Source organism: Amycolatopsis sp. NPDC045836 (genome assembly GCF_056431745.1).
This window is the reverse complement of record NZ_JBWKKF010000006.1, coordinates 84,823-102,337: the sequence shown is the minus strand read 5'-3', so window position 1 is coordinate 102,337 and position 17,515 is coordinate 84,823. Positions and strand designations below refer to the sequence as shown.

General features: G+C 73.3%; 19 protein-coding genes. 9 read left to right on the top strand and 10 right to left on the bottom strand.

Features of this window, described 5'->3' with window-relative positions:
- Positions 1 to 67: 67 nt before the first annotated feature.
- From AC07EG_RS12600 to AC07EG_RS12590, 3 genes are all read left to right on the top strand, one after another.
- Positions 68 to 1,846 (top strand): DEAD/DEAH box helicase, encoded by a 1,779-nt coding sequence (locus AC07EG_RS12600; RefSeq protein WP_478253194.1) that lies wholly within the window; start codon positions 68 to 70, stop codon positions 1,844 to 1,846.
- 21 nt (positions 1,847 to 1,867) lie between these two features.
- On the top strand, positions 1,868 to 2,335 hold the full coding sequence (locus AC07EG_RS12595) for a DUF309 domain-containing protein (protein ID WP_478253193.1): 468 nt from the start codon (positions 1,868 to 1,870) through the stop codon (positions 2,333 to 2,335).
- A 229-nt stretch (positions 2,336 to 2,564) separates the two neighbouring features.
- Positions 2,565 to 3,530, top strand: a complete 966-nt coding sequence (locus AC07EG_RS12590; protein WP_478253192.1) for a GlxA family transcriptional regulator — start codon at positions 2,565 to 2,567, stop codon at positions 3,528 to 3,530.
- On the opposite strand, the gene AC07EG_RS12585 is transcribed toward AC07EG_RS12590, so the two are convergent.
- From AC07EG_RS12585 to AC07EG_RS12575, 3 genes are read right to left on the bottom strand one after another with little or no spacing between them, the layout of a single operon-like run.
- Entirely contained in the window at positions 3,502 to 4,629 is a 1,128-nt protein-coding gene (locus AC07EG_RS12585) for a CapA family protein (RefSeq protein ID WP_478253191.1), read from the bottom strand. The genes AC07EG_RS12590 and AC07EG_RS12585 overlap by 29 nt on opposite strands.
- Before the next feature lie 39 nt (positions 4,630 to 4,668).
- Positions 4,669 to 5,556 carry a serine/threonine-protein kinase gene (locus AC07EG_RS12580; protein WP_478253190.1) on the bottom strand — a complete coding sequence of 296 codons (888 nt, stop codon included), beginning with the start codon at positions 5,554 to 5,556 and terminating at the stop codon, positions 4,669 to 4,671.
- Positions 5,557 to 5,566: 10 nt separating this feature from the next.
- Entirely contained in the window at positions 5,567 to 7,123 is a 1,557-nt protein-coding gene (locus AC07EG_RS12575) for an N-6 DNA methylase (protein ID WP_478253189.1), read from the bottom strand.
- A gap of 66 nt (positions 7,124 to 7,189) precedes the next feature.
- On the opposite strand from AC07EG_RS12575, the gene AC07EG_RS12570 reads away from it, so the two are divergent.
- Positions 7,190 to 7,894 carry a PP2C family protein-serine/threonine phosphatase gene (locus tag AC07EG_RS12570; protein WP_478253188.1) on the top strand — a complete coding sequence of 235 codons (705 nt, stop codon included), beginning with the start codon at positions 7,190 to 7,192 and terminating at the stop codon, positions 7,892 to 7,894.
- On the opposite strand, the gene AC07EG_RS12565 is transcribed toward AC07EG_RS12570, so the two are convergent.
- Both AC07EG_RS12565 and AC07EG_RS12560 read right to left on the bottom strand, forming a co-directional pair.
- Positions 7,883 to 8,776, bottom strand: a complete 894-nt coding sequence (locus AC07EG_RS12565; protein ID WP_478253187.1) for a transketolase family protein — start codon at positions 8,774 to 8,776, stop codon at positions 7,883 to 7,885. The genes AC07EG_RS12570 and AC07EG_RS12565 overlap by 12 nt on opposite strands.
- On the bottom strand, positions 8,760 to 9,464 hold the full coding sequence (locus AC07EG_RS12560; protein ID WP_478253186.1) for a transketolase: 705 nt from the start codon (positions 9,462 to 9,464) through the stop codon (positions 8,760 to 8,762). The genes AC07EG_RS12565 and AC07EG_RS12560 overlap by 17 nt, the downstream gene beginning before the upstream one ends.
- A gap of 53 nt (positions 9,465 to 9,517) precedes the next feature.
- Between AC07EG_RS12560 and soxR the strand changes: the two genes are divergently transcribed.
- From soxR to AC07EG_RS12535, 5 genes are all read left to right on the top strand, one after another.
- The gene (soxR, locus tag AC07EG_RS12555; protein ID WP_478253185.1) at positions 9,518 to 9,979 is read left to right on the top strand and encodes a redox-sensitive transcriptional activator SoxR; all 462 of its coding nucleotides are present in this window, start codon (positions 9,518 to 9,520) and stop codon (positions 9,977 to 9,979) included.
- A 65-nt stretch (positions 9,980 to 10,044) separates the two neighbouring features.
- Positions 10,045 to 11,310: a PP2C family protein-serine/threonine phosphatase gene (locus AC07EG_RS12550; RefSeq protein WP_478253184.1), complete on the top strand. Its 1,266-nt coding sequence runs from the start codon at positions 10,045 to 10,047 to the stop codon at positions 11,308 to 11,310.
- On the top strand, positions 11,307 to 12,308 hold the full coding sequence (locus AC07EG_RS12545) for a cobalamin B12-binding domain-containing protein (protein ID WP_478253183.1): 1,002 nt from the start codon (positions 11,307 to 11,309) through the stop codon (positions 12,306 to 12,308). Before AC07EG_RS12550 ends, AC07EG_RS12545 begins: the two co-directional genes overlap by 4 nt.
- Entirely contained in the window at positions 12,305 to 12,616 is a 312-nt protein-coding gene (locus AC07EG_RS12540; protein WP_478253182.1) for an STAS domain-containing protein, read from the top strand. Before AC07EG_RS12545 ends, AC07EG_RS12540 begins: the two co-directional genes overlap by 4 nt.
- Entirely contained in the window at positions 12,616 to 13,140 is a 525-nt protein-coding gene (locus tag AC07EG_RS12535) for an RNA 2'-phosphotransferase (RefSeq protein WP_478253181.1), read from the top strand. The genes AC07EG_RS12540 and AC07EG_RS12535 overlap by 1 nt, the downstream gene beginning before the upstream one ends.
- 18 nt (positions 13,141 to 13,158) lie before the next feature.
- Here AC07EG_RS12535 and AC07EG_RS12530 read toward each other — a convergent pair whose 3' ends face one another.
- Genes AC07EG_RS12530 through hisD form a run of 5 tightly spaced genes read right to left on the bottom strand, consistent with a single transcriptional unit; the run spans position 13,159 to position 17,509 of the window.
- Positions 13,159 to 13,317, bottom strand: coding sequence for a hypothetical protein (locus AC07EG_RS12530; RefSeq protein ID WP_478253180.1), 159 nt, complete (start codon positions 13,315 to 13,317; stop codon positions 13,159 to 13,161).
- Positions 13,317 to 13,916 (bottom strand): imidazoleglycerol-phosphate dehydratase HisB, encoded by a 600-nt coding sequence (hisB, locus tag AC07EG_RS12525; RefSeq protein ID WP_478253179.1) that lies wholly within the window; start codon positions 13,914 to 13,916, stop codon positions 13,317 to 13,319. The genes AC07EG_RS12530 and hisB overlap by 1 nt, the downstream gene beginning before the upstream one ends.
- Entirely contained in the window at positions 13,913 to 15,043 is a 1,131-nt protein-coding gene (locus tag AC07EG_RS12520) for a histidinol-phosphate transaminase (RefSeq protein ID WP_478253178.1), read from the bottom strand. Before AC07EG_RS12520 ends, hisB begins: the two co-directional genes overlap by 4 nt.
- Before the next feature lie 28 nt (positions 15,044 to 15,071).
- Positions 15,072 to 16,196 carry an aminotransferase class V-fold PLP-dependent enzyme gene (locus tag AC07EG_RS12515; RefSeq protein ID WP_478253177.1) on the bottom strand — a complete coding sequence of 375 codons (1,125 nt, stop codon included), beginning with the start codon at positions 16,194 to 16,196 and terminating at the stop codon, positions 15,072 to 15,074.
- Complete coding sequence (gene hisD / locus AC07EG_RS12510) at positions 16,193 to 17,509, bottom strand: histidinol dehydrogenase (protein ID WP_478253176.1); 1,317 nt, start codon at positions 17,507 to 17,509, stop codon at positions 16,193 to 16,195. The genes AC07EG_RS12515 and hisD overlap by 4 nt, the downstream gene beginning before the upstream one ends.
- Positions 17,510 to 17,515 lie beyond the last annotated feature (6 nt).

Here is a 17,515-nt window from a genome sequence, read left to right as displayed (position 1 = left end):
GGGCCGCCGCCTACACTGATCCGCACTGGCGCCGGCACCCGCGGCCCCTTCCACGTTCGGAGCGCACATGTCGGGCCGCCGCCCCTCCCCAGCCCAGCCCGGTTTCGCCGACCTCGGCGTACCGGCCCCGCTGATCGACGCGCTCGCCGCGGAAGGCGTGCTCAGCCCGTTCCCGATCCAGGCGGCCACGCTGCCGCACTCGCTGGCCGGGCGCGACGTGCTCGGCCGCGGCCGGACCGGTTCGGGCAAGACCTACGCCTTCGTGCTCCCGGTGCTCGCCCGCCTGGCGGCGAAGCCGGTCGAGCGGCGCCCCGGGCGGCCGCGTGCGTTGATCCTGGCGCCCACGCGTGAACTCGTCACCCAGATCGACGCCTCGCTGGCGCCGCTGGCGAAGGCGCTGTCCCTGCGCACGCTGACCGTGTTCGGCGGGGTCAGCCCGAACCCGCAGATCACCGCGCTGCGCGAGGGGGTGGACATCGTGATCGCCTGCCCCGGCAGGCTCAACGACCACCTCGCCTCCGGCCACGCCCACCTCGACGCCGTCGAAACCACCGTGCTCGACGAGGCCGACCACATGGCGGACCTCGGTTTCCTGCCCGGCGTCCGGCGCATCCTCGACGCCACCCCGCCGGACGGTCAGCGCCTGCTGTTCTCGGCCACCCTGGACGCCGGGGTGGACGTCATCGTCCGGCGCTACCTCACCGATCCGGTCACGCACAGCGTCGATTCCGCGCAGTCGCCGGTGGCCACCATGTCGCACCACGTGCTGCACGTGCACCCCGACGACCGGCTGCCGGTGCTCGTCGACCTGACCTCGGCGCCGGGGCGCACGCTGGTGTTCACCCGCACCAAGCACCGGGCGAAGGCGCTGACCCGCAAGCTGGTGGCGTCCGGGGTGCCCGCCGTGGAGCTGCACGGGAACCTGGGGCAGAACGCCCGCACCCGCAACCTCGCGGCGTTCTCGGACGGCTCGGCGAAAACGCTGGTGGCCACCGACATCGCGGCCCGCGGCATCCACGTCGACGACGTGACGCTGGTGATCCACGCGGACCCGCCGGTGGAGCACAAGGCGTACCTGCACCGCTCGGGCCGGACCGCACGGGCGGGCGCCTCGGGCACGGTGGTCACGCTGATGACCGACGAGCAGGTGCCGGACGTCCGCGACCTCACGCGCAAGGCCGGGATCAAACCGCAGACCACCCGCCTCGACGCCGGGCACCCGCTGCTCGCCGAACTGGCGCCGGGTGAGCGCTCGTTCGTCAAGCCCGCCCCGAAGGCGCAGAACGGTGGAGGGGCCAAGGCCCCCCAGAGCCGCGCCAAGGCACAGAACGGAACCCAGGCTGCGGGCCGCACCAGGCCGCAGAACGGAACCGGGGCGCCGGGCCGCAACAAGCAGCAGAACGAGACCCAGGCGGCGAGCCGCAACAAGCAGCAGAACGAAACCCAGGCGGCGGGCCGCATCAAGGCCCAGAACGGGGCTCAGGCACAGGGTCGCGCCAAGCCGCAGAACGAGACCCGGGCGTCAAGCCGCGCCAAGGCCCAGAACGGGGCTCAGCCCCAGGGTCGCGTCAAGGCACAAAACGGGGCCCAGGGACAGGGCCACCCCAAGGCCCAGGGCGGGAACCAGGCGTCGGGCCGGGCCAAGGCGCAGGGTGGCAGCCAGGCCAGCCAGTCGAAGGGGCAGGCCAGGGCCCAGGCCAACAACCGGCCCAAGGCGCAGGCGAAAGGCCAGAAGAGCCAAGCGGGCACCCGGGGCAACGGGCAGGCCGGGCCCCAGGGGCAGTCGTCGGGAGCGGCGAAGTTCTCCGCGGGTACCCGCGCCGGGCGACGGGGTCGCGTTCGCTGAAAAGCGTGCCAGAATCCGGGTATGCGAGACCGTGACGAGGAAGGCCGCGCCCGCAACGCCAGGCCGAGGGACGGCCTCGGCAGGCCGCTGCCCTACGGTTCCCCCGGCGTCGAGCGGCAACCGGAGGGGGTCGAGCGGACGCCGGCCGAGACGCTGGCGGAGGCGCAGCGCCTGCTCGACACCGGAATGCCGTTCCACGCGCACGAGGTGTTCGAGGACGCCTGGAAAACCGGCGCCGAGGCCGACGAGGGGCTGTGGCGCGGGATGGCCCAGCTCGCCGTCGGGCTGACGCACGCGGCCCGCGGCAACGCCGTCGGTGGCGCCTCGTTGCTGCGCCGCGGGGCCGCGAACATCGAGCCGTACCGGGAGCCGTACGGCATCGACGTGCCGGGACTCGTTCAGTGGGCCGCCAACCTAGCCGCGGAACTGGACCAGCGGCCGGAGGTCGTCGATCCGGTGCGCGCGGCGCCGCGGCTGCGTGCGGCCTGAGCTCGCAGTTCGGCGCGCACCCGGTTCAGGTCGCGGTCCTCGGGGCCGCTCCCGGTGTACGACGGCCGGGCCTGGCGGCGGTGGTTGCGTTCGACGGCGTAGGCGGACAGGGCCAGCAGGAGGATCAGCACCAGGTAACTCATGGCAATAATTGTTCGCTCGCACAATCCCTGCCACCAGTGGCAGATCTGACCTTGTGCCACAAAATCCTGCCACCTAGGCTGCTCGCATGCTGAAAACCGTGGCCGCGCTGGTGATCGACGGAGTCGCGCCGTTCGAACTGGGTGTGCTGTGCGAGGTGTTCGGCGTCGACCGGCGCGACAGCGGCATCCCGCCGCTCGACTTCCGGATCTGCGGGGAGCACGCCGGGCGTCCGGTGCGCACCAGCGCGGGCATGTCGATCACCCCGGACCACGGCCTGTCCGGGCTCGAGGGCGCCGATCTGGTGGCGCTGCCCGCCTACGACATCCGCGACGACTACCCGGAGGCGGCGCTCGCCGCGGTCCGGGCCGCGAACGCCCGCGGCGCGACCGTGCTGTCGGTGTGCAGCGGCGCCTTCTTCCTCGGCGCCACCGGGCTGCTCGACGGCAGGCGCTGCACCACGCACTGGCACCACGCGGCGAGGTTCGCCGCCCGCTTCCCGCGCACGGAACTGGATCCGGACGTGCTCTTCGTCGACGACGGTGACCTGATCACCAGCGCGGGCACCGCTTCGGGCATCGACGCCTGCCTGCACCTGGTGCGCCGGGAACTCGGCGCCGAGATCGCCACCCGCATCGCGCGGCACATGGTGGTGGCGCCGCAGCGGGAGGGCGGGCAGCGGCAGTTCGTCGAGACGCCGCTGCCCGAGTGCACCGGCGACAGCCTGCAGCCGCTGCTGACCTGGCTGCTGGAGAACCTGACCGCCGAACACACCGTCGCCGGCCTGGCGCGGCGGGCGAAGATGTCGGAACGCACCTTCGCCAGGCGGTTCGCGGCCGAGACCGGCACCACGCCGAACCGGTGGCTCTCCACGCAACGAGTGCTGCACGCCCGGCGGCTGCTGGAGGAAACCACGCTGGGCATCGACGAAATCGCCGCGGAGACGGGATTCGGTTCGGGCGCGCTGCTGCGGCACCACTTCCACCGGGTGGTCGGCGTCTCCCCCAAGGACTACCGGCGCACCTTCACCCGGGCTGCTTCCCCGGCCGGGTGAGGCCGTTTTCGCCGCCCTTCCTGCTGAGGACCACCTCATCGGTGCGCTCGAGGGCTTCCCGCTGTCGTGCCGTGGTGGCGGGGGTGGCGTCCACCAGCCGGATCGGCGGCCCCAGGTCCACCAGCGTCGGCACGTATTCGGCGCGGTCGACCTTCCAGCCACCGCCGTCCTTGGTGAAGTGGAACCGCGCCGCCACGCCCTCTTCCGTGGTTCCCCGCGGCTCGGAGTGCTTCGCGATGTGGTTGCCCAGCCCGTACGCCACCCACTTCTCGCCGATCTTCTCGAACGGCTGCACCACGTGCGCGTGGTGCCCGATGATCAGGTCGATCGCGTCGTTCTCGAGCAGTTCCTTCGCCAGTTGCGCCTGCTCCTTCGTCGGCTCCGAGCGGTACTCGGTACCCCAGTGCAGGCTCGCGATCACCACTTCCGCCCCGGCTCCACGCGTCTTCTCGGCCGCCGCGATCACGTCGGCGGCATCCAGCGTGTTCGACATCCACGGCTTGCCTTCGGGCAGTTCGATCCCGTTGAAACCGAAGGTGAACGACACGTGCCCCACCTTGGTGCCCGCCGCGTCCAGCACCAGCGGCGTGCCCGCCTCCTTCGACGACCGCGCCGAGCCGGTGTGCTTCAGCCCGGCCGCGTCCAGCCCGTCGAGCGTGCGCTCGACCCCGTCCTCACCCTGGTCCAGGGTGTGGTTCGAGGCCGTCGAGCAGGCGTCGTAGCCGATGTCCTTCAACGCCGCGGCGATCTCCGGCGGCGCGTTGAACGACGGGTAGCCGCTGTACGGCCCACCCGGCTCGGCCAGCGGCACCTCCAGGTGGCACAGGCCGAGGTCGGCCCCGGAGACCACCGGCCGCACCCCCTCGAACTGCGGCCGGAAGTCGATCTCGCCGCCGCCGTCGGCCTCGGCCTGCTCGGTCAGCGCCGGGTGCACCAGCACGTCACCGGTGGCGACCACGGAGAACCCGGGAGCCGGCGGCACCGACGGGGCATCCAGGCGTGGAGCGGCCGGAGGCGCTTCCTCCGCGGGTGGCGGAGAACTACAGCCCGTGACCAGCAGTCCCCCGACAAGGGCAGCCGAAAGGAACCGTCGCGGCATCGTGTGCTCCCAATCCACCCCGTCGATCGCGGACGGTGATCACCCTGCCATACCGTGCCACTGGCCGACCATGCTGGCGTACATCCGCGCCGGGCTGACCGACGGTGACAGGTAACCGGGCAGCATCGGCGGGTCCGCGGTGAACGGCCGCAGCCGCTCGAACAGCTCCGCAGCGGTCGCGGGCCGTTCCTCGGGTGCCTTCGCCAGCACCTGGCCGAGCAGCGCGCCCAACCGGCCCGGCAACCGCGGCGGCTGCTCGCGGACCTGCTTCTCGAACACCGCGAACGCGGTCGGCCCGGTGAACAGCTGCTGCCCGGTCAGCATCTCGTGCAGCACGCAGCCCAGCGCGTACAGATCGCTGCGCGGCTCGGCGACCCCGCGCTGGATCTGCTCCGGCGCCATGTACGCGGGGGTCCCGAGCAACTGCCCGGCCCTGGTGAACTGCGCGACGTCCGCCTCCCGCAGCATCGCCAGCCCGAAGTCGAGCACCTTCACGCTGCCGTCCGGGCAGAGCATCAGGTTCGTCGGCTTGAGGTCGCGGTGGCAGATCGACAGCTCGTGCGCCGCCGCCAGCACCGCGCTGGCCTGCGCGGCGATCGCGGCGGCCCACGGCACCGGCAGCGGCCCGTGCTCGGAGACCAGGTCGGCCACGGTCACCCCGTCGATGAACTGCATGACCTGGAACAACCGCTGGTCGAACATGCCGAAGTCGTAGAGCACCGGCACGCCGGCGTGCTCCAGCCGGGCCAGGATCCGCGCCTCGCGGACGAACCGGCGTTCCAGCTCGTCGTCCGGACCGCCGGGCAGGCGCAGGAACTTCACCGCCACCCGCCGCCCGAGGTGCTTGTCGGTCCCGGCGTGCACCGCGCCCATCCCGCCCTGGCCGAGCGGGAGGTCGTCCAGCTCGTACCGATCGGCGATGAGCATCCGACCTCCCTCAGAGTTCCGGCCCCAGGTGACCGTCCGCCAGCCCGTCGAAGCCTAGCCGCACCAGCCTTTCCCCCAGTTCGGCCGCCTCCGCCAACTCCGCCTCGAACTCGGCGAGCCGCCGGAACGCCCGCCCGTAGGCCCGTTGCTCGGCCAGCGGCAGCCGGGGCACGCGCACCCGGCGCAGGTCCAGCCGGGTGGAGTTGGAGGTCATCCGGTGCATCGCCGAACGCAGCAGCCCGGCCAGGAAGTCCGGGTCGATGCGCTCGGGGTCGACCCGGTATTCGGTGCCCGCCGGGGAACTGACCGGCACGCCGTCCCCGGATTTGCGCACCAGCCCGGCTTTGATCAGTTCCCCGATGGTGGTCTGCGGCCACGAACGGTCCTGCGCCAGCACGGGCAGCTCCGGTGCCGTCGGCGTCCTGGCGCGGAAACCCGCCAGTGCGGCGAGGAAGCTCTCGCCCCCGTCGGCACCGCGATGCCGCGCCGGGCTCAGGTCCACGTCGTCGTCGAGCAGGTCGATCACCCGGGTCACCCAGGATTCCGGCTCGGCCCAAGCCTTCTCCACCGCCGAAAAGTCCTCTGTGGACTCCGCGAGCAGCACCCGGTCACCGCCGGCGCCGGGTTCCGGGCGGCGCAGCAGCCACAGGTCCCTGGTGCCGTCCGGCATGGTCACCACCGCGCGCAACGCCCCGGCGCGCAACAGGTTCCCGCGGATCCGCCGCCCCGACCGGCGACCGGCGACCGCGGGCGGCAGCAGGATCGCCACGGTGCCGCCGGGGCGCACGTGCGCCAGGCAGTGCTGCACCCAGGCCAGTTCCGGTTCGCCACGCGGTGGCACGCCGAACTCCCAGCGCGCGTCGCCGGCCAGCTCCTCGTGCCCCCAGGCCCGTTCGTTCAGCGGCGGGTCGCACAGCACGGCGTCGGCGAGTTCGCCGCCGAAGGCGTCCTGCCGCAGTGAATCCCCGGCGAAGACCCGCGCGTCGGCACCGGCCAGGCGCAGGCGCGTGCCGGTCATCGCGGCGGCGGTCTCGTCGAGGTCCTGCCCGAACGCCCGCGGTGCGCCGGCCGCGAGCAGCAGCGCGCCGGTGCCGCAGGCCGGGTCGAAGACCGTGTCCACCGCACCGGCCAGCCGGGCCATCAACTCCGCGATCGGCCCCGGCGTCACCGGCAACCGGCGGACGTGGACCTCCTGGTAGCGCTCGTAGAGGAACTCGAACAGGGCGCGGCGGCCGAGTTCGGCCACCGCACCGGTGAGCAGTTCGTCCCCCCGGTAGCCGCCGTCTTCCAGCGCCGTTCCGGTGGCCGCGACCAGCTCGCCGAGCGCCAGGTCGTCCGCTCCCGCGCGCAGCCGTTGCCAGACCCGCTCGGCGAGCGAAACCTCGAACCGCTTACCGTTGCGCCGCAACCAGTCTTCGATCTCGGCCAGCGAGAACAGCGGACTGGACGCGGTTCCGCCGACCGGACGCGGGAAGTCGTCGTAACGGCGGCGCCAGTTGCTCACCGCCGCGCGGCCCACGTCGACCAGCCGCGCGATGTCGCCGGCGGTCACGGTCGCTTCGTTCATAACGGACATGCTAATCCACGAGCCAATCACTTGTGTATTGAGTTCACAGCGTGCTCTACTGGAAGCATGACACAAGAACTCCGTGTGGTGGTCGACACGGATCCGGGGCTCAACCGCAGGGACAACGAGGACGCGGCCTACGCCGGTTCCCGGGTTTTCGTGCTCGCCGACGGCATGGGCGGGCACACCAGCGGGGAGGTGGCCAGCGCGCTCGCCGTCGAAGCACTGCGCGAACTGGACAAGGAACCGCACGAGGACCTGACCGGTGCGCTCGCCGGAGCGGTGGCCGAAGCGGGCCGCCTGCTGAACGAGCACGCCCCGGCGGGGGCGGGCACCACGGTCACCGCGATGCTGTGGAACGGCGCCAGGTTCGGCCTGGCGCACATCGGCGACTCACGGGGTTACCTGCTGCGCGACAGCGTGCTCTACCAGATGACCCGCGACCACACCCTGGTGCAGAGCCTGGTCGACGAAGGGCGCATCACGCCGGAGGAGGCCGAGGTGCACCCGCGGCGGTCGATGCTGGTGCGCGCGCTGCAGAGCGGGAGCACGCACGAACCCGATCTCTCCGAACACGAAGCCGTGCCCGGGGACCGGTTCCTGCTCTGCTCGGACGGGCTGACCGACGTGGTCCGCGACGAGGCCATCCGCGAGGTGCTGGACGAGGTCGCCGATCCGGACGAAGCCGTGCGGCGGCTGATCGAACTGGCCAACGCGGGCGGCGGCCCGGACAACATCACCTGCCTGCTCGCGGATTACTCAGCCGACTAGGAAGGCGCGCACGGACGCGGCGATGCCGTGCTCGTCGAGGCCGTGCGCCACGTCGTGGTCGGCCATCCCGCCGTAGATCCGCACCTCCCGGTCGCGGCGGACACCCAGCGAGAGCAGCCGGTGCGGGCGGTCGGCGAGCGCCTCGGCGACCTGGTGCGCCGACGTGCCCGCCAGGTACGGCTCGACCAGCACCACGTCCGCGGTCGCGGCGTCCACCGCGGTCCGCAGCCCGGCGGCGTCGAACGGGCGCACCGTCGAGGTGTAGAGCACGGTCACGTCCAGTCCGGCGGTGGCCGCGAGCACGCGGTCCAGCACCGGCCCGACGGCGAGCACCACCGCCCGCCCACCACGCCGGACCGGCTGGAAACCCACGCCGATGAACGGTTCCGCGTTGGCCGCTTCGGACAGTCGCAAGTAGACACTGGCGTCACCGGGCAGCGCTTCGCAGAGCAGCCTGCGGGCTTCGTCGGCGTGCCCCGGCACGTGCACGGTCCAGCCGGGCAGCGAATCGATCAGCGCCACGTCGCCGGGCGACTGGTGCGTGCGCCCGGCGTAGGACATGTCGTAGGAGGCACCGGAGGACACCAGCACCGCACCGGCGCCCTGGTGCCCGAGGTCGAGCTTCACCTGCTCGAACGGGCGCTCCACCAGGAACGCGGCGAAGGTGTGCACCACCGGCCGCATCCCGGACAGCGCCAGCCCGCCCGCCACCCCGACCAGCAGCTGTTCCCGGATGCCGACGTTGAGCACCCGGTCCGGGTGGCGCCGCTGGACCGCCTGCAGCCGGTCCACCGAGATGTCGGCCAGCACCAGCGCCAGCCGCGGGTCCACCGCCATCGCCTCATCCATTGTGGACACGAACGCGTCACGCATGCTCGTCATCGGTTCCACCCTTCCGTTCCACCACGGCGACCACGGCCAGCGGGCGCCCCGGGTGCGGGGCGGTGAAGGCTTCGTGGAGCGCGTCGTGGTCCCGTCCGTCGACCGTGCGGGTGGCCCAGCCCTCCACCGCGAACCGCCGGTCGATGCCGCCCGGCCAGCCGTGGCTGGCCGACTGGTTGTCCACCACCACCGCGGTCAGCGCTTCCATGCCCTCCCGGCCGGCCAGCGCGATCGCCTCGTGGTTGGACCCCTCGTCCAGTTCGGCGTCCCCGAGCAGCACCACCACCCGGGCGCCGATCCGCTGGGCACGCAGGCCGTAGACCTGCCCGACGGCCAGCCCGAGGCCGTGGCCGAGCGAGCCGCTGGAGATCTCCACGCCGGGCACGCGCAGCCGGTCCGGGTGCATGCCGAGCCGGGACTCCACCCCCGCCCAGCCGGGCAGGTCGGCCTCGGGCAGGAAGCCCTTCGCCGCCAGCACCGCGTAGTAGGCCATCGGCCCGTGCCCCTTGGACAGCAGGAACCGGTCGCGGTGCGGGTCGTTCGGCCGCTGCGGGGAAACGTCGAGCACCCGGTCGTAGAGCACCCACAGAACGTCTGCAGTGGACGTCGCGGCCGCGGAGTGCTTCTCGTCCCCGGTCATCAGGCCGATCAGCCGGGACAGCTGGGCGTAGCCGGTGGCGTTGGTCATGTTCACGACGGTGCAACCTCGACCTAAGTCGAAGTCAAGGCTATGGTGGCGGGGTGACCAAACTCGCCGACCACCTCAGCATCGGGCAGGTCTCCGAGCGCAGCGGGGTGCCGCACACCGCGCTGCGCTTCTACGAGGACAAGGGCTTGATCCATTCCGAACGGTCCGCCGGGAACCAGCGCCGGTACCCCCGGTCGGTGCTGCGGCGGATCGCCTTCATCCGGGCCGCGCAACGGGTCGGGCTGAGCCTGGAGCAGATCAGCGAAGCGCTGTCCACGCTGCCGAAGGACCACGCGCCGACGAAGGCCGACTGGAGCCGCCTCTCCCGCAACTGGCAGGCCGAGATCGACGCTCGGATCGACGCGCTGCAGCGCCTGCGCGACCGGCTCACCGGCTGCGTCGGCTGTGGTTGCCTGTCGCTGCGGGTGTGCGGGTTGTACAACCACGACGACCAGATGGCCCGGTTCGGGCCCGGCGCGCGACTGCTCAAGCCCGCCGCCGAAGGCGGGATTTGACAGAGCCGTCCGGGGGGCCGTCCCGGCAAGTACCCTCGAAGAGCGTGTAGCCGAGAAGGAGCCTGATGCAACCTGGGACGGACGCCGCGACGACCGGGCCGTGGACCGGCCTGGCCGAGCGGGTCACCGGTGAGCTGGCCGGTTCGCTGAACCCGCGCCGCACCCGGCTGCGCCTGCTCGACCTGCTCGTCCCGGCGTTCGCCGACTGGGCGGTGCTGGCCCTGCCGGAACTGCGCACCGGCAGGCTGGTGCTGCACGGCGGGACCGAGCTGACCGCCACCGCCCCGGTCACCACCAGGGTCGAGCCGGACTCCGGCCTCGGGCGGGTGCTCTCCGCCGGTCGCACCGAGGTGCTGCACGTCGGCCACCAGGCGGGCGACGGGCTCGACGCGATGGTCCCGCACTCCGGCCTGCGCGACCAGGCCGCCGCACTGGGCCCGGCCGACGTGGCCGGGGTGCCGCTGACCGCCCGCGGCACCACCATCGGCGTGCTGGTCCTGGTTCGGGGGGTGAACCGGGGGTTCCCGGCCGAGGACGTCGAACTGGCCGAGCAGCTGGCCGCCCGCGCCGCGCTGGCCATCGACTCGGCGCAGCTCTACGAGGACCGCACCCACGTGGCGTCGGTGCTCCAGTCCGGGCTGCGCCCGCCGGAACTGCCCGACCTCCCCGGTGCGCGGATCGCCGCGCGCATCCGGTCCGCGGCCGAGCACCTCGACCTCAGCGGCGACTTCTACGACGTGCACGGCTCCGGGAACGACTGGCTGCTGGTGCTCGGCGACGTCTGCGGCAAGGGCGTGGAGGCGGCCGTGCTGACCGGCCGCACCCGGCAGAGCATCCGCACCGCCACCTACTTCGACCGCCGTCCGTCCCGGGTGCTGACCGCGTTGAACACCGTGCTCTACGAAGCCGACGCCAGCCGGTTCGTGGCGGTGGTGTGCGTGCGGCTGCGCCCGATCGGCGACGGCAGTTCCGCGGTGGCCAGCGTGGCCGTGGCCGGGCACCCGCCGCCGGTGGTCATCCGCGCCGGCGGTTCGGTGGAGCTGATCGAGGCCACCGGCACGGTCGCCGGGGTGCTGCCGGACCTGGAGTACCGCGAGGTCGACGTGCGCCTGCACCTCGGCGACACGATGCTGCTGTTCACCGACGGCATCTACGAGGCACGCGGGGCGGACGACTTCTACGGCATGACCCGCCTGGTCGAGCTGCTGCCGTCGTACGCGGGTGCCGGGCCGGAACCGCTGTGCGAGGCGGTCGAGCAGGACGTGCACGAGTACCTCGGCGGGCGGCCGCACGACGACATGGCGTTGTTCGCGGTGACCTGGGGCCGATGACCGAGCCGGAACTCGCCGACGCGGCGGCCCGGTTCGAGCGGGCACTGGCCGCGGTCGACACCCGGGCCGCCACCGGGCTGGTCGGGCGGCTGCTGGCCGACGGCGCCGACCCGGTGGCCGTGCTGGTCGAGGTGATCGCCGCCGGGCAGCGCTCGGTCGGGCTGCGCTGGCAGCGCGGGGAGTGGCCGGTGGCCAGGGAGCACGCCGCGACCGGCGTCTCGGCGGCGGCCGTCGAGGTGGTCGCGCGGCACGTCCGGCACCGGCCGGCGACCCGCGGCCGGGTGGTGGTCGGCTGCGCCGAACGCGAGTGGCACGCCCTGCCCGCCGCGCTGATCGGCCACGCCCTGCGGGCCAGCGGCTGGGCGGTCACCCTGCTCGGCGCCTCGACCTCGGCCACGCGGCTGAACCAGCACCTGCACGACCTCGGCCCCGACGCGACCGCGGTCAGCTGCTCGGTGCTCGGCGCGCTGCCCGCGAGCCGCCGGTTCATCGAGGCCGCCACCGCCGCGGGCATCCCGGTGCTGGCCGGTGGCTCGGCGTTCGGCCGCGACCCGGTGCGGGCGCTGGCGCTGGGGGCGACGGCCTGGGCGCCGGGCGCGTACGCCGCCGTGGAAGCCGTGGCGAAGCTGCCGGCCGTGGTGCCCGCGGCCCCGCCGCTGCCCGCCGCGCCCGCCGCCGAGCAGGCCGAACTGGAACGGGCGCACCCGCGGCTGGTGGCCGCCCTGCGCGCCAGGTGGACACCGGCGCACGAGGCGGCGGACAAGATCGCCAAGGAGCTGCTCGACCAGGTGCTGCACGCGGTGTCGGCGGCCCTGCTCACCGGTGACCCGCGGCCGATCCCGGAAACCGCGGCCTGGGTGGCCGAACTGCTGTCCGCCCGTGGTGCCGGGGTGCGCCCGGTGGTGGAACTGGGGGAACTGCTCGCCGGTGGCCTGCGAGAATACCCATTGGCGCGCGAACTGGTCGTGGCGCACTGGGCCGGTGGGAGGGAGCGATGAACGAGTTCAGCTATGACGTGACCGTGTCGGCCGGGCACGCGGTGGTCACCACCGCCGGCGCGCTGGACGCGCACACCGGCGTCGACTTCCGGTCGGAGCTGCCCGAACTCGCCGAGGTCCACCCCGACCTGGTGCTGGACCTGGCCGGGCTGACCTATGTGGACTCGAGCGGGCTGAGCGCGTTCATCGCCGCGCACAAGCGGGCCAGCCGGCGCGGCGGCCGGGTGCGGCTCAGGGGCGTGCCGCCGTTCCTGGCCAGGCTGCTCGCGGTGACCGGGCTGAACAGCGTGCTGGCGGTGCAGCGGTGATGGACGACGGGCAGCTGGTCCGGCTGTCCAAGCGGCTGGCGAAGGTGCTGCGCCACGACCCGGCGTCGGCGGGGCTGACGCTGGACGAAGCGGGCTGGGTGGCGGTGACCGAATTGCTCGACGCCCTCGGCATGACGCGGGAGCAGCTGGACGAGGTGGTGGAGCGCAACGACAAGCGGCGCTACGCCTTCGACGGGACCGGCACCCGCGTCCGGGCGAGCCAGGGGCACAGCGTGGCGGTCGAGCTGGACCTGCCGGTGGCGGACCCGCCGGAGTTCCTGTTCCACGGCACGGTCGCGGCCGCGCTGGCGGCGATCCAAGCGGAGGGCCTGCGCCCGATGCGGCGGCACGCCGTGCACCTGTCCCCCGACGAGGAAACCGCCCGCCGGGTGGGGGCGCGCCGGGGCAAGCCGGTGATCCTGCGGGTGGCCGCCCAGCGCATGGTGGCCGCGGGGCACGTGTTCCGCCTGAGCGCCAACGGGGTCTGGCTCACCGAAGCCGTGCCGCCGGAGTACCTGGGCTGATCCACCGGCGACTCCCGGCTAACCCACCAGCCAGGCGATCGCGCCGCCGACGGCCAGCACCGCGCCGACACCGAGCAGCAACGCCAGCCCGCGCGCCGTCTTCCACGTGCTGTACACCCCGCCGGCCAGGAACCCGGCCAGTGCCAGCAGGCCGACGACGACGACTTCCTTCGGCACTACAGCACCCCCTTGGTCGACGGGACGCCGTGCGCCCGCGGATCGGCTTCGGTGGCCGCGCGCAGGGCCCTGGCCACCGCCTTGTACTGCGCCTCCGCGATGTGGTGCGGATCGCGCCCGTGCAGCACCCGAACGTGCAGGGCCAGCTGCGCGTGGAACGACAGCGAGTCGAACACGTGCCGCGTCAGCACGAAGGGGTAGTTCCCGCCGATGGTGAAGGTGTTGAACTGCTCGGGCTCGCCGAGTTGCACGCAGTACGGCCTGCCGGAGACGTCGATCGCCGCGTGCGCCAGTGTTTCGTCCATCGGGATCCACGCGTCGCCGAAGCGGCGGATGCCCCGCTTGTCGCCGAGCGCCTGGCGGATCGCCTGCCCCAGCACGATCGCGGTGTCCTCGACCGTGTGGTGCGCGTCGATGTGCACGTCACCGGTGGCGTCCACCTTGAGGTCCAGCGAACCGTGCGCGCCGAACGCGGTCAGCATGTGGTCGAAGAACGGCACCCCGGTGGCGACCTCCACCTCGCCGGTGCCGTCGAGGTCCAGCTGGACCGAGATCGAGGACTCCTTGGTGGTGCGCTCCACCTTGCCCACGCGGCTCACCTGGGCACCTCCTTCGCAAAAACGTCCTTCGCGAACACTTCCTTGGCGACGCCGAGGAAGGCGTCGTTCTCCTCCGGGGTGCCGACGGTCACCCGCAGGTGCCCGGGGATGCCCACGTCCCGGATCAGCACCCCCTGGTCCGCGAAGGACTGCCAGGTGGCCGGGGCGTCGGCGAAGCGGCCGAACAGGATGAAGTTGGCGTCGCTGGGCACCGGGGTGGCGCCGAGGCCGGCCAGCGCGTCGATCACCCGGTCGCGTTCGGCGGCGAGCTTGGCCACCGAGGCGAGCGTGGCGTCGGCGTGGCGCAACGCGGCCCGCGCGGCGGCCTGGGTCAGCAGCGAGAGGTGGTAGGGCAGCCGGACCAGCTGCAGCGCGTCCACGACGGCCGGTGCGGCGGCGAGGTAGCCCAGCCGGCCACCGGCGAACGCGAACGCCTTGCTCATCGTGCGCGAGACGATCAGCTTCCCCGGGTGCTCGGCCAGCAGCGTCACCGCGCTCGGCTGGCTGGAGAACTCCGCGTACGCCTCGTCCACCACCACGATGCCCGGCGCCACCCGCAGCACCGCAGCCAGCCCGCCGACCGGGATGGACCCGCCGGTCGGGTTGTTCGGGCTGGTCAGGAACACCACGTCGGGGGCGCGCTCGGCGACCACCGCGGCGGCGGCCCCGGTGTCCAGGGTGAAGTCGTCCCGGCGCGGAGCGGGCACCCATTCGGTGCGGGTGCCCGCCGAGATGATCGGGTGCATCGAGTACGACGGCTCGAAGCCGAGCGCGCTGCGGCCCGGCCCGCCGAACGCCTGCAGGATCTGCTGCAGCACCTCGTTGGACCCGTTCGCGGCCCAGAGGTGCCGCTCGGTCAGCGGCACGCCGGTGCTCGCGGCCAGGTAGGCGGCGAGGTCGCGGCGCAGCTCGACGGCGTCGCGGTCCGGGTAGCGGTGCAGTCCGGCGGCCACCTCGCGGACGGCCGCGGTCACGTCCTCGACCAGTGCGTCCGGTGGCGGGTACGGGTTCTCGTTGGTGTTCAGCCGGACCGGCACGTCCAGCTGGGGCGCCCCGTACGGGCTGCGTCCGCGCAGGTCCTCCCGCAACGGCAGCTCGTCCAGCGTCACAGCGTCCAGCTCGTCCACGGCCCCAGCCTAAGGCGTGGCGAGCACCTCACCGCAGGCCGGTCACCGCGGTGAGGAACGCGTCGAGCTGCGCGTGGGTGACGAAGTAGTGCGGCGACGCGCGGACCATCGAACTCAGGCCCCGCCGTCCCATGTCGAACCTGGTCGACCCCTCGGAGGTCACGCTGACCACGATGTCCTTCTCCCACAGCAGTTCCTTCACCCGCCGGGCCTCGACCCCGTCGACGGTGAAGGTGACCAGGCCGCTCGGCCGCTCCCCCAGGTCGTGCACGGCCACGCCGGGGATCGCGGCCAGCCCGGCCCGCAGCCGCGCCGACCGTTCCCCGACCTCCGCGGCGATCCGCTCCAGCCCCAGCTCCAGGGCGTGCTCGGCGGCCTTGACCAGGCCGAGGCGCTCGGCCACGCCGAACTCCCACAGCTCGTGCACCCGCGCGTCCCGGCGCAGCCGGTACTCCCACAGCCCGGACCAGTCGGCCCCGCTGTGGTCGAACAACCGCGGCCGCAGCCGGTCGGCGGCTTCGCGGCGGGCCACCAGGAAACCGGTGCCACGCGGCCCGCGCAGCCACTTGCGCCCGGTGCCGCTGAGCAGGTCCACACCGAGGTCGGCGACGTGCACCGGCAGCTGGCCGACGGATTGGCAGGCGTCCAGCAGCACCAGCGCACCCGCCTCGTGGGCGGTCTCGGCGACCTCGCGGACCGGGTTCACCAGCCCGCCGTTGGTCGGCACGTGCACCAGCGACACCAGCTTGACCCGCTCGTCCAGCCGGTTCCGCAGCGCTTCGACGTCCAGCTGACCGGACGCGTCCGAGGGCACCAGGTCGACCCGCGCGCCGCTCAGCTCGGCCAGCCGCAGCAGCGCGACCGCGTTCGCGCCGTACTCGGCCTCGCTGACCAGCACCCGGTCGCCGGCTTCCAGCGGGATCGAGTCGACCAGGGTCAGCCAGGACCGGGTGGCGCTGTCGGTGAAGGCCACCTCGTCCGGCTCGCAGCCGAGCAGTTCGGCGAACACCGGGTAGGCGCGTTCCAGGTCCGCCTCGCGCTCGGCGGCGGCGCGGTAACCACCGACCTCGGCCTCGCGGCGCAGGTGCCCGACCACCTCGTCGAGCACGCCGGGTGGCGGCGGGCAGGCACCCGCCGCGTCCAGGAAGATCACTGCTCGAACCTCGCCGTGATGGCCTCGCCGTGCGCGGGCAGGTCCTCGGCGTTGGCCAGCGCGACCACCTTGCCGGCCACCTCGCGCAGCGCCTGCTCGCTGTAGTCGACCACGTGGATGCCGCGCAGGAAGCTCTGCACCGACAACCCGGACGAGTGCCGCGCGAAGCCGCCGGTGGGCAGCACGTGGTTCGAGCCGGCGCAGTAGTCGCCGAGCGAGACCGGGGCGTAGGCACCGACGAAGACCGCGCCGGCGTTGCGGACGCGGGCGGCCACCGCCCGCGCGTCGGCGGTCTGGATCTCCAGGTGCTCGGCGGCGTAGGCGTCCACCACCCGCAGCCCTTCGTCCACAGTGGACACCAGCACGATGCCGGACTGCTTGCCGGAGAGGGCTTCGGTGACGCGCTCGGTGTGCTTGGTCTTCGGCACGCGGCGGGCCAGCTCGGCGTCGACGGCGTCGGCGAGCTGCTCGGAGGTGGTCACCAGCACGCTGGCGGCCAGCGGGTCGTGCTCGGCCTGGCTGATCAGGTCGGCGGCCACGTGCGCGGCGTCGGCGGTTTCGTCGGCGAGCACCGCGATCTCGGTCGGGCCCGCCTCGGAGTCGATGCCGATCAGGCCGCGCAGCAGGCGCTTGGCCGCGGTCAGGTAGATGTTGCCCGGCCCGGTCACCACATCCACCGGGGTGAGTTCGGTGCCGTCGGTGTCGGTGCCGCCGTGGGCCAGCAGCGCCACCGCCTGCGCCCCGCCGACCGCCCACACCTCGTCCACGCCGAGCAGTTCGGCGGCGGCGAGCACGGTCGGGTGCGGCAGGCCGCCGAACTCCGCCTGCGGTGGTGAGCAGAGCACCAGCGAGCCGACGCCCGCGGTCTGCGCCGGGACCACGTTCATCACCACGGTCGACGGGTAGACCGCCAGCCCGCCCGGCGCGTAGAGCCCGACGCGCTCGACCGGCACCCAGCGCTCGGTGACCGTGCCACCCTCGACCACGGTGGTGGTGACGTCGGCGCGGCGCTGGTCGGCGTGCACCTTGCGGGCCCGGGTGGCCGCCTCCTCCAGCGCCTCGCGCACCGCCGGGTCCAGCTCGGCCAGCGCACGGGTGCGCTCGGCGGCGGGCACCCGGACCGCGGCGGGCCGCACGCCGTCGAACCGCTCGCCGTACTCCAGCGCCGCCTCGGCACCGCGTTCGCGGACCGCGTCCACGATCGGCCGGACCAGGTGCAGCACGGCGTCCACGTCGGTTCCGGCGCGCGGCAGGGCGGCACGCAGTTCGGCGGGGGACGGGGTGCGACCTCGCAGGTCCGTGCGGTTGAGCATGGCCAT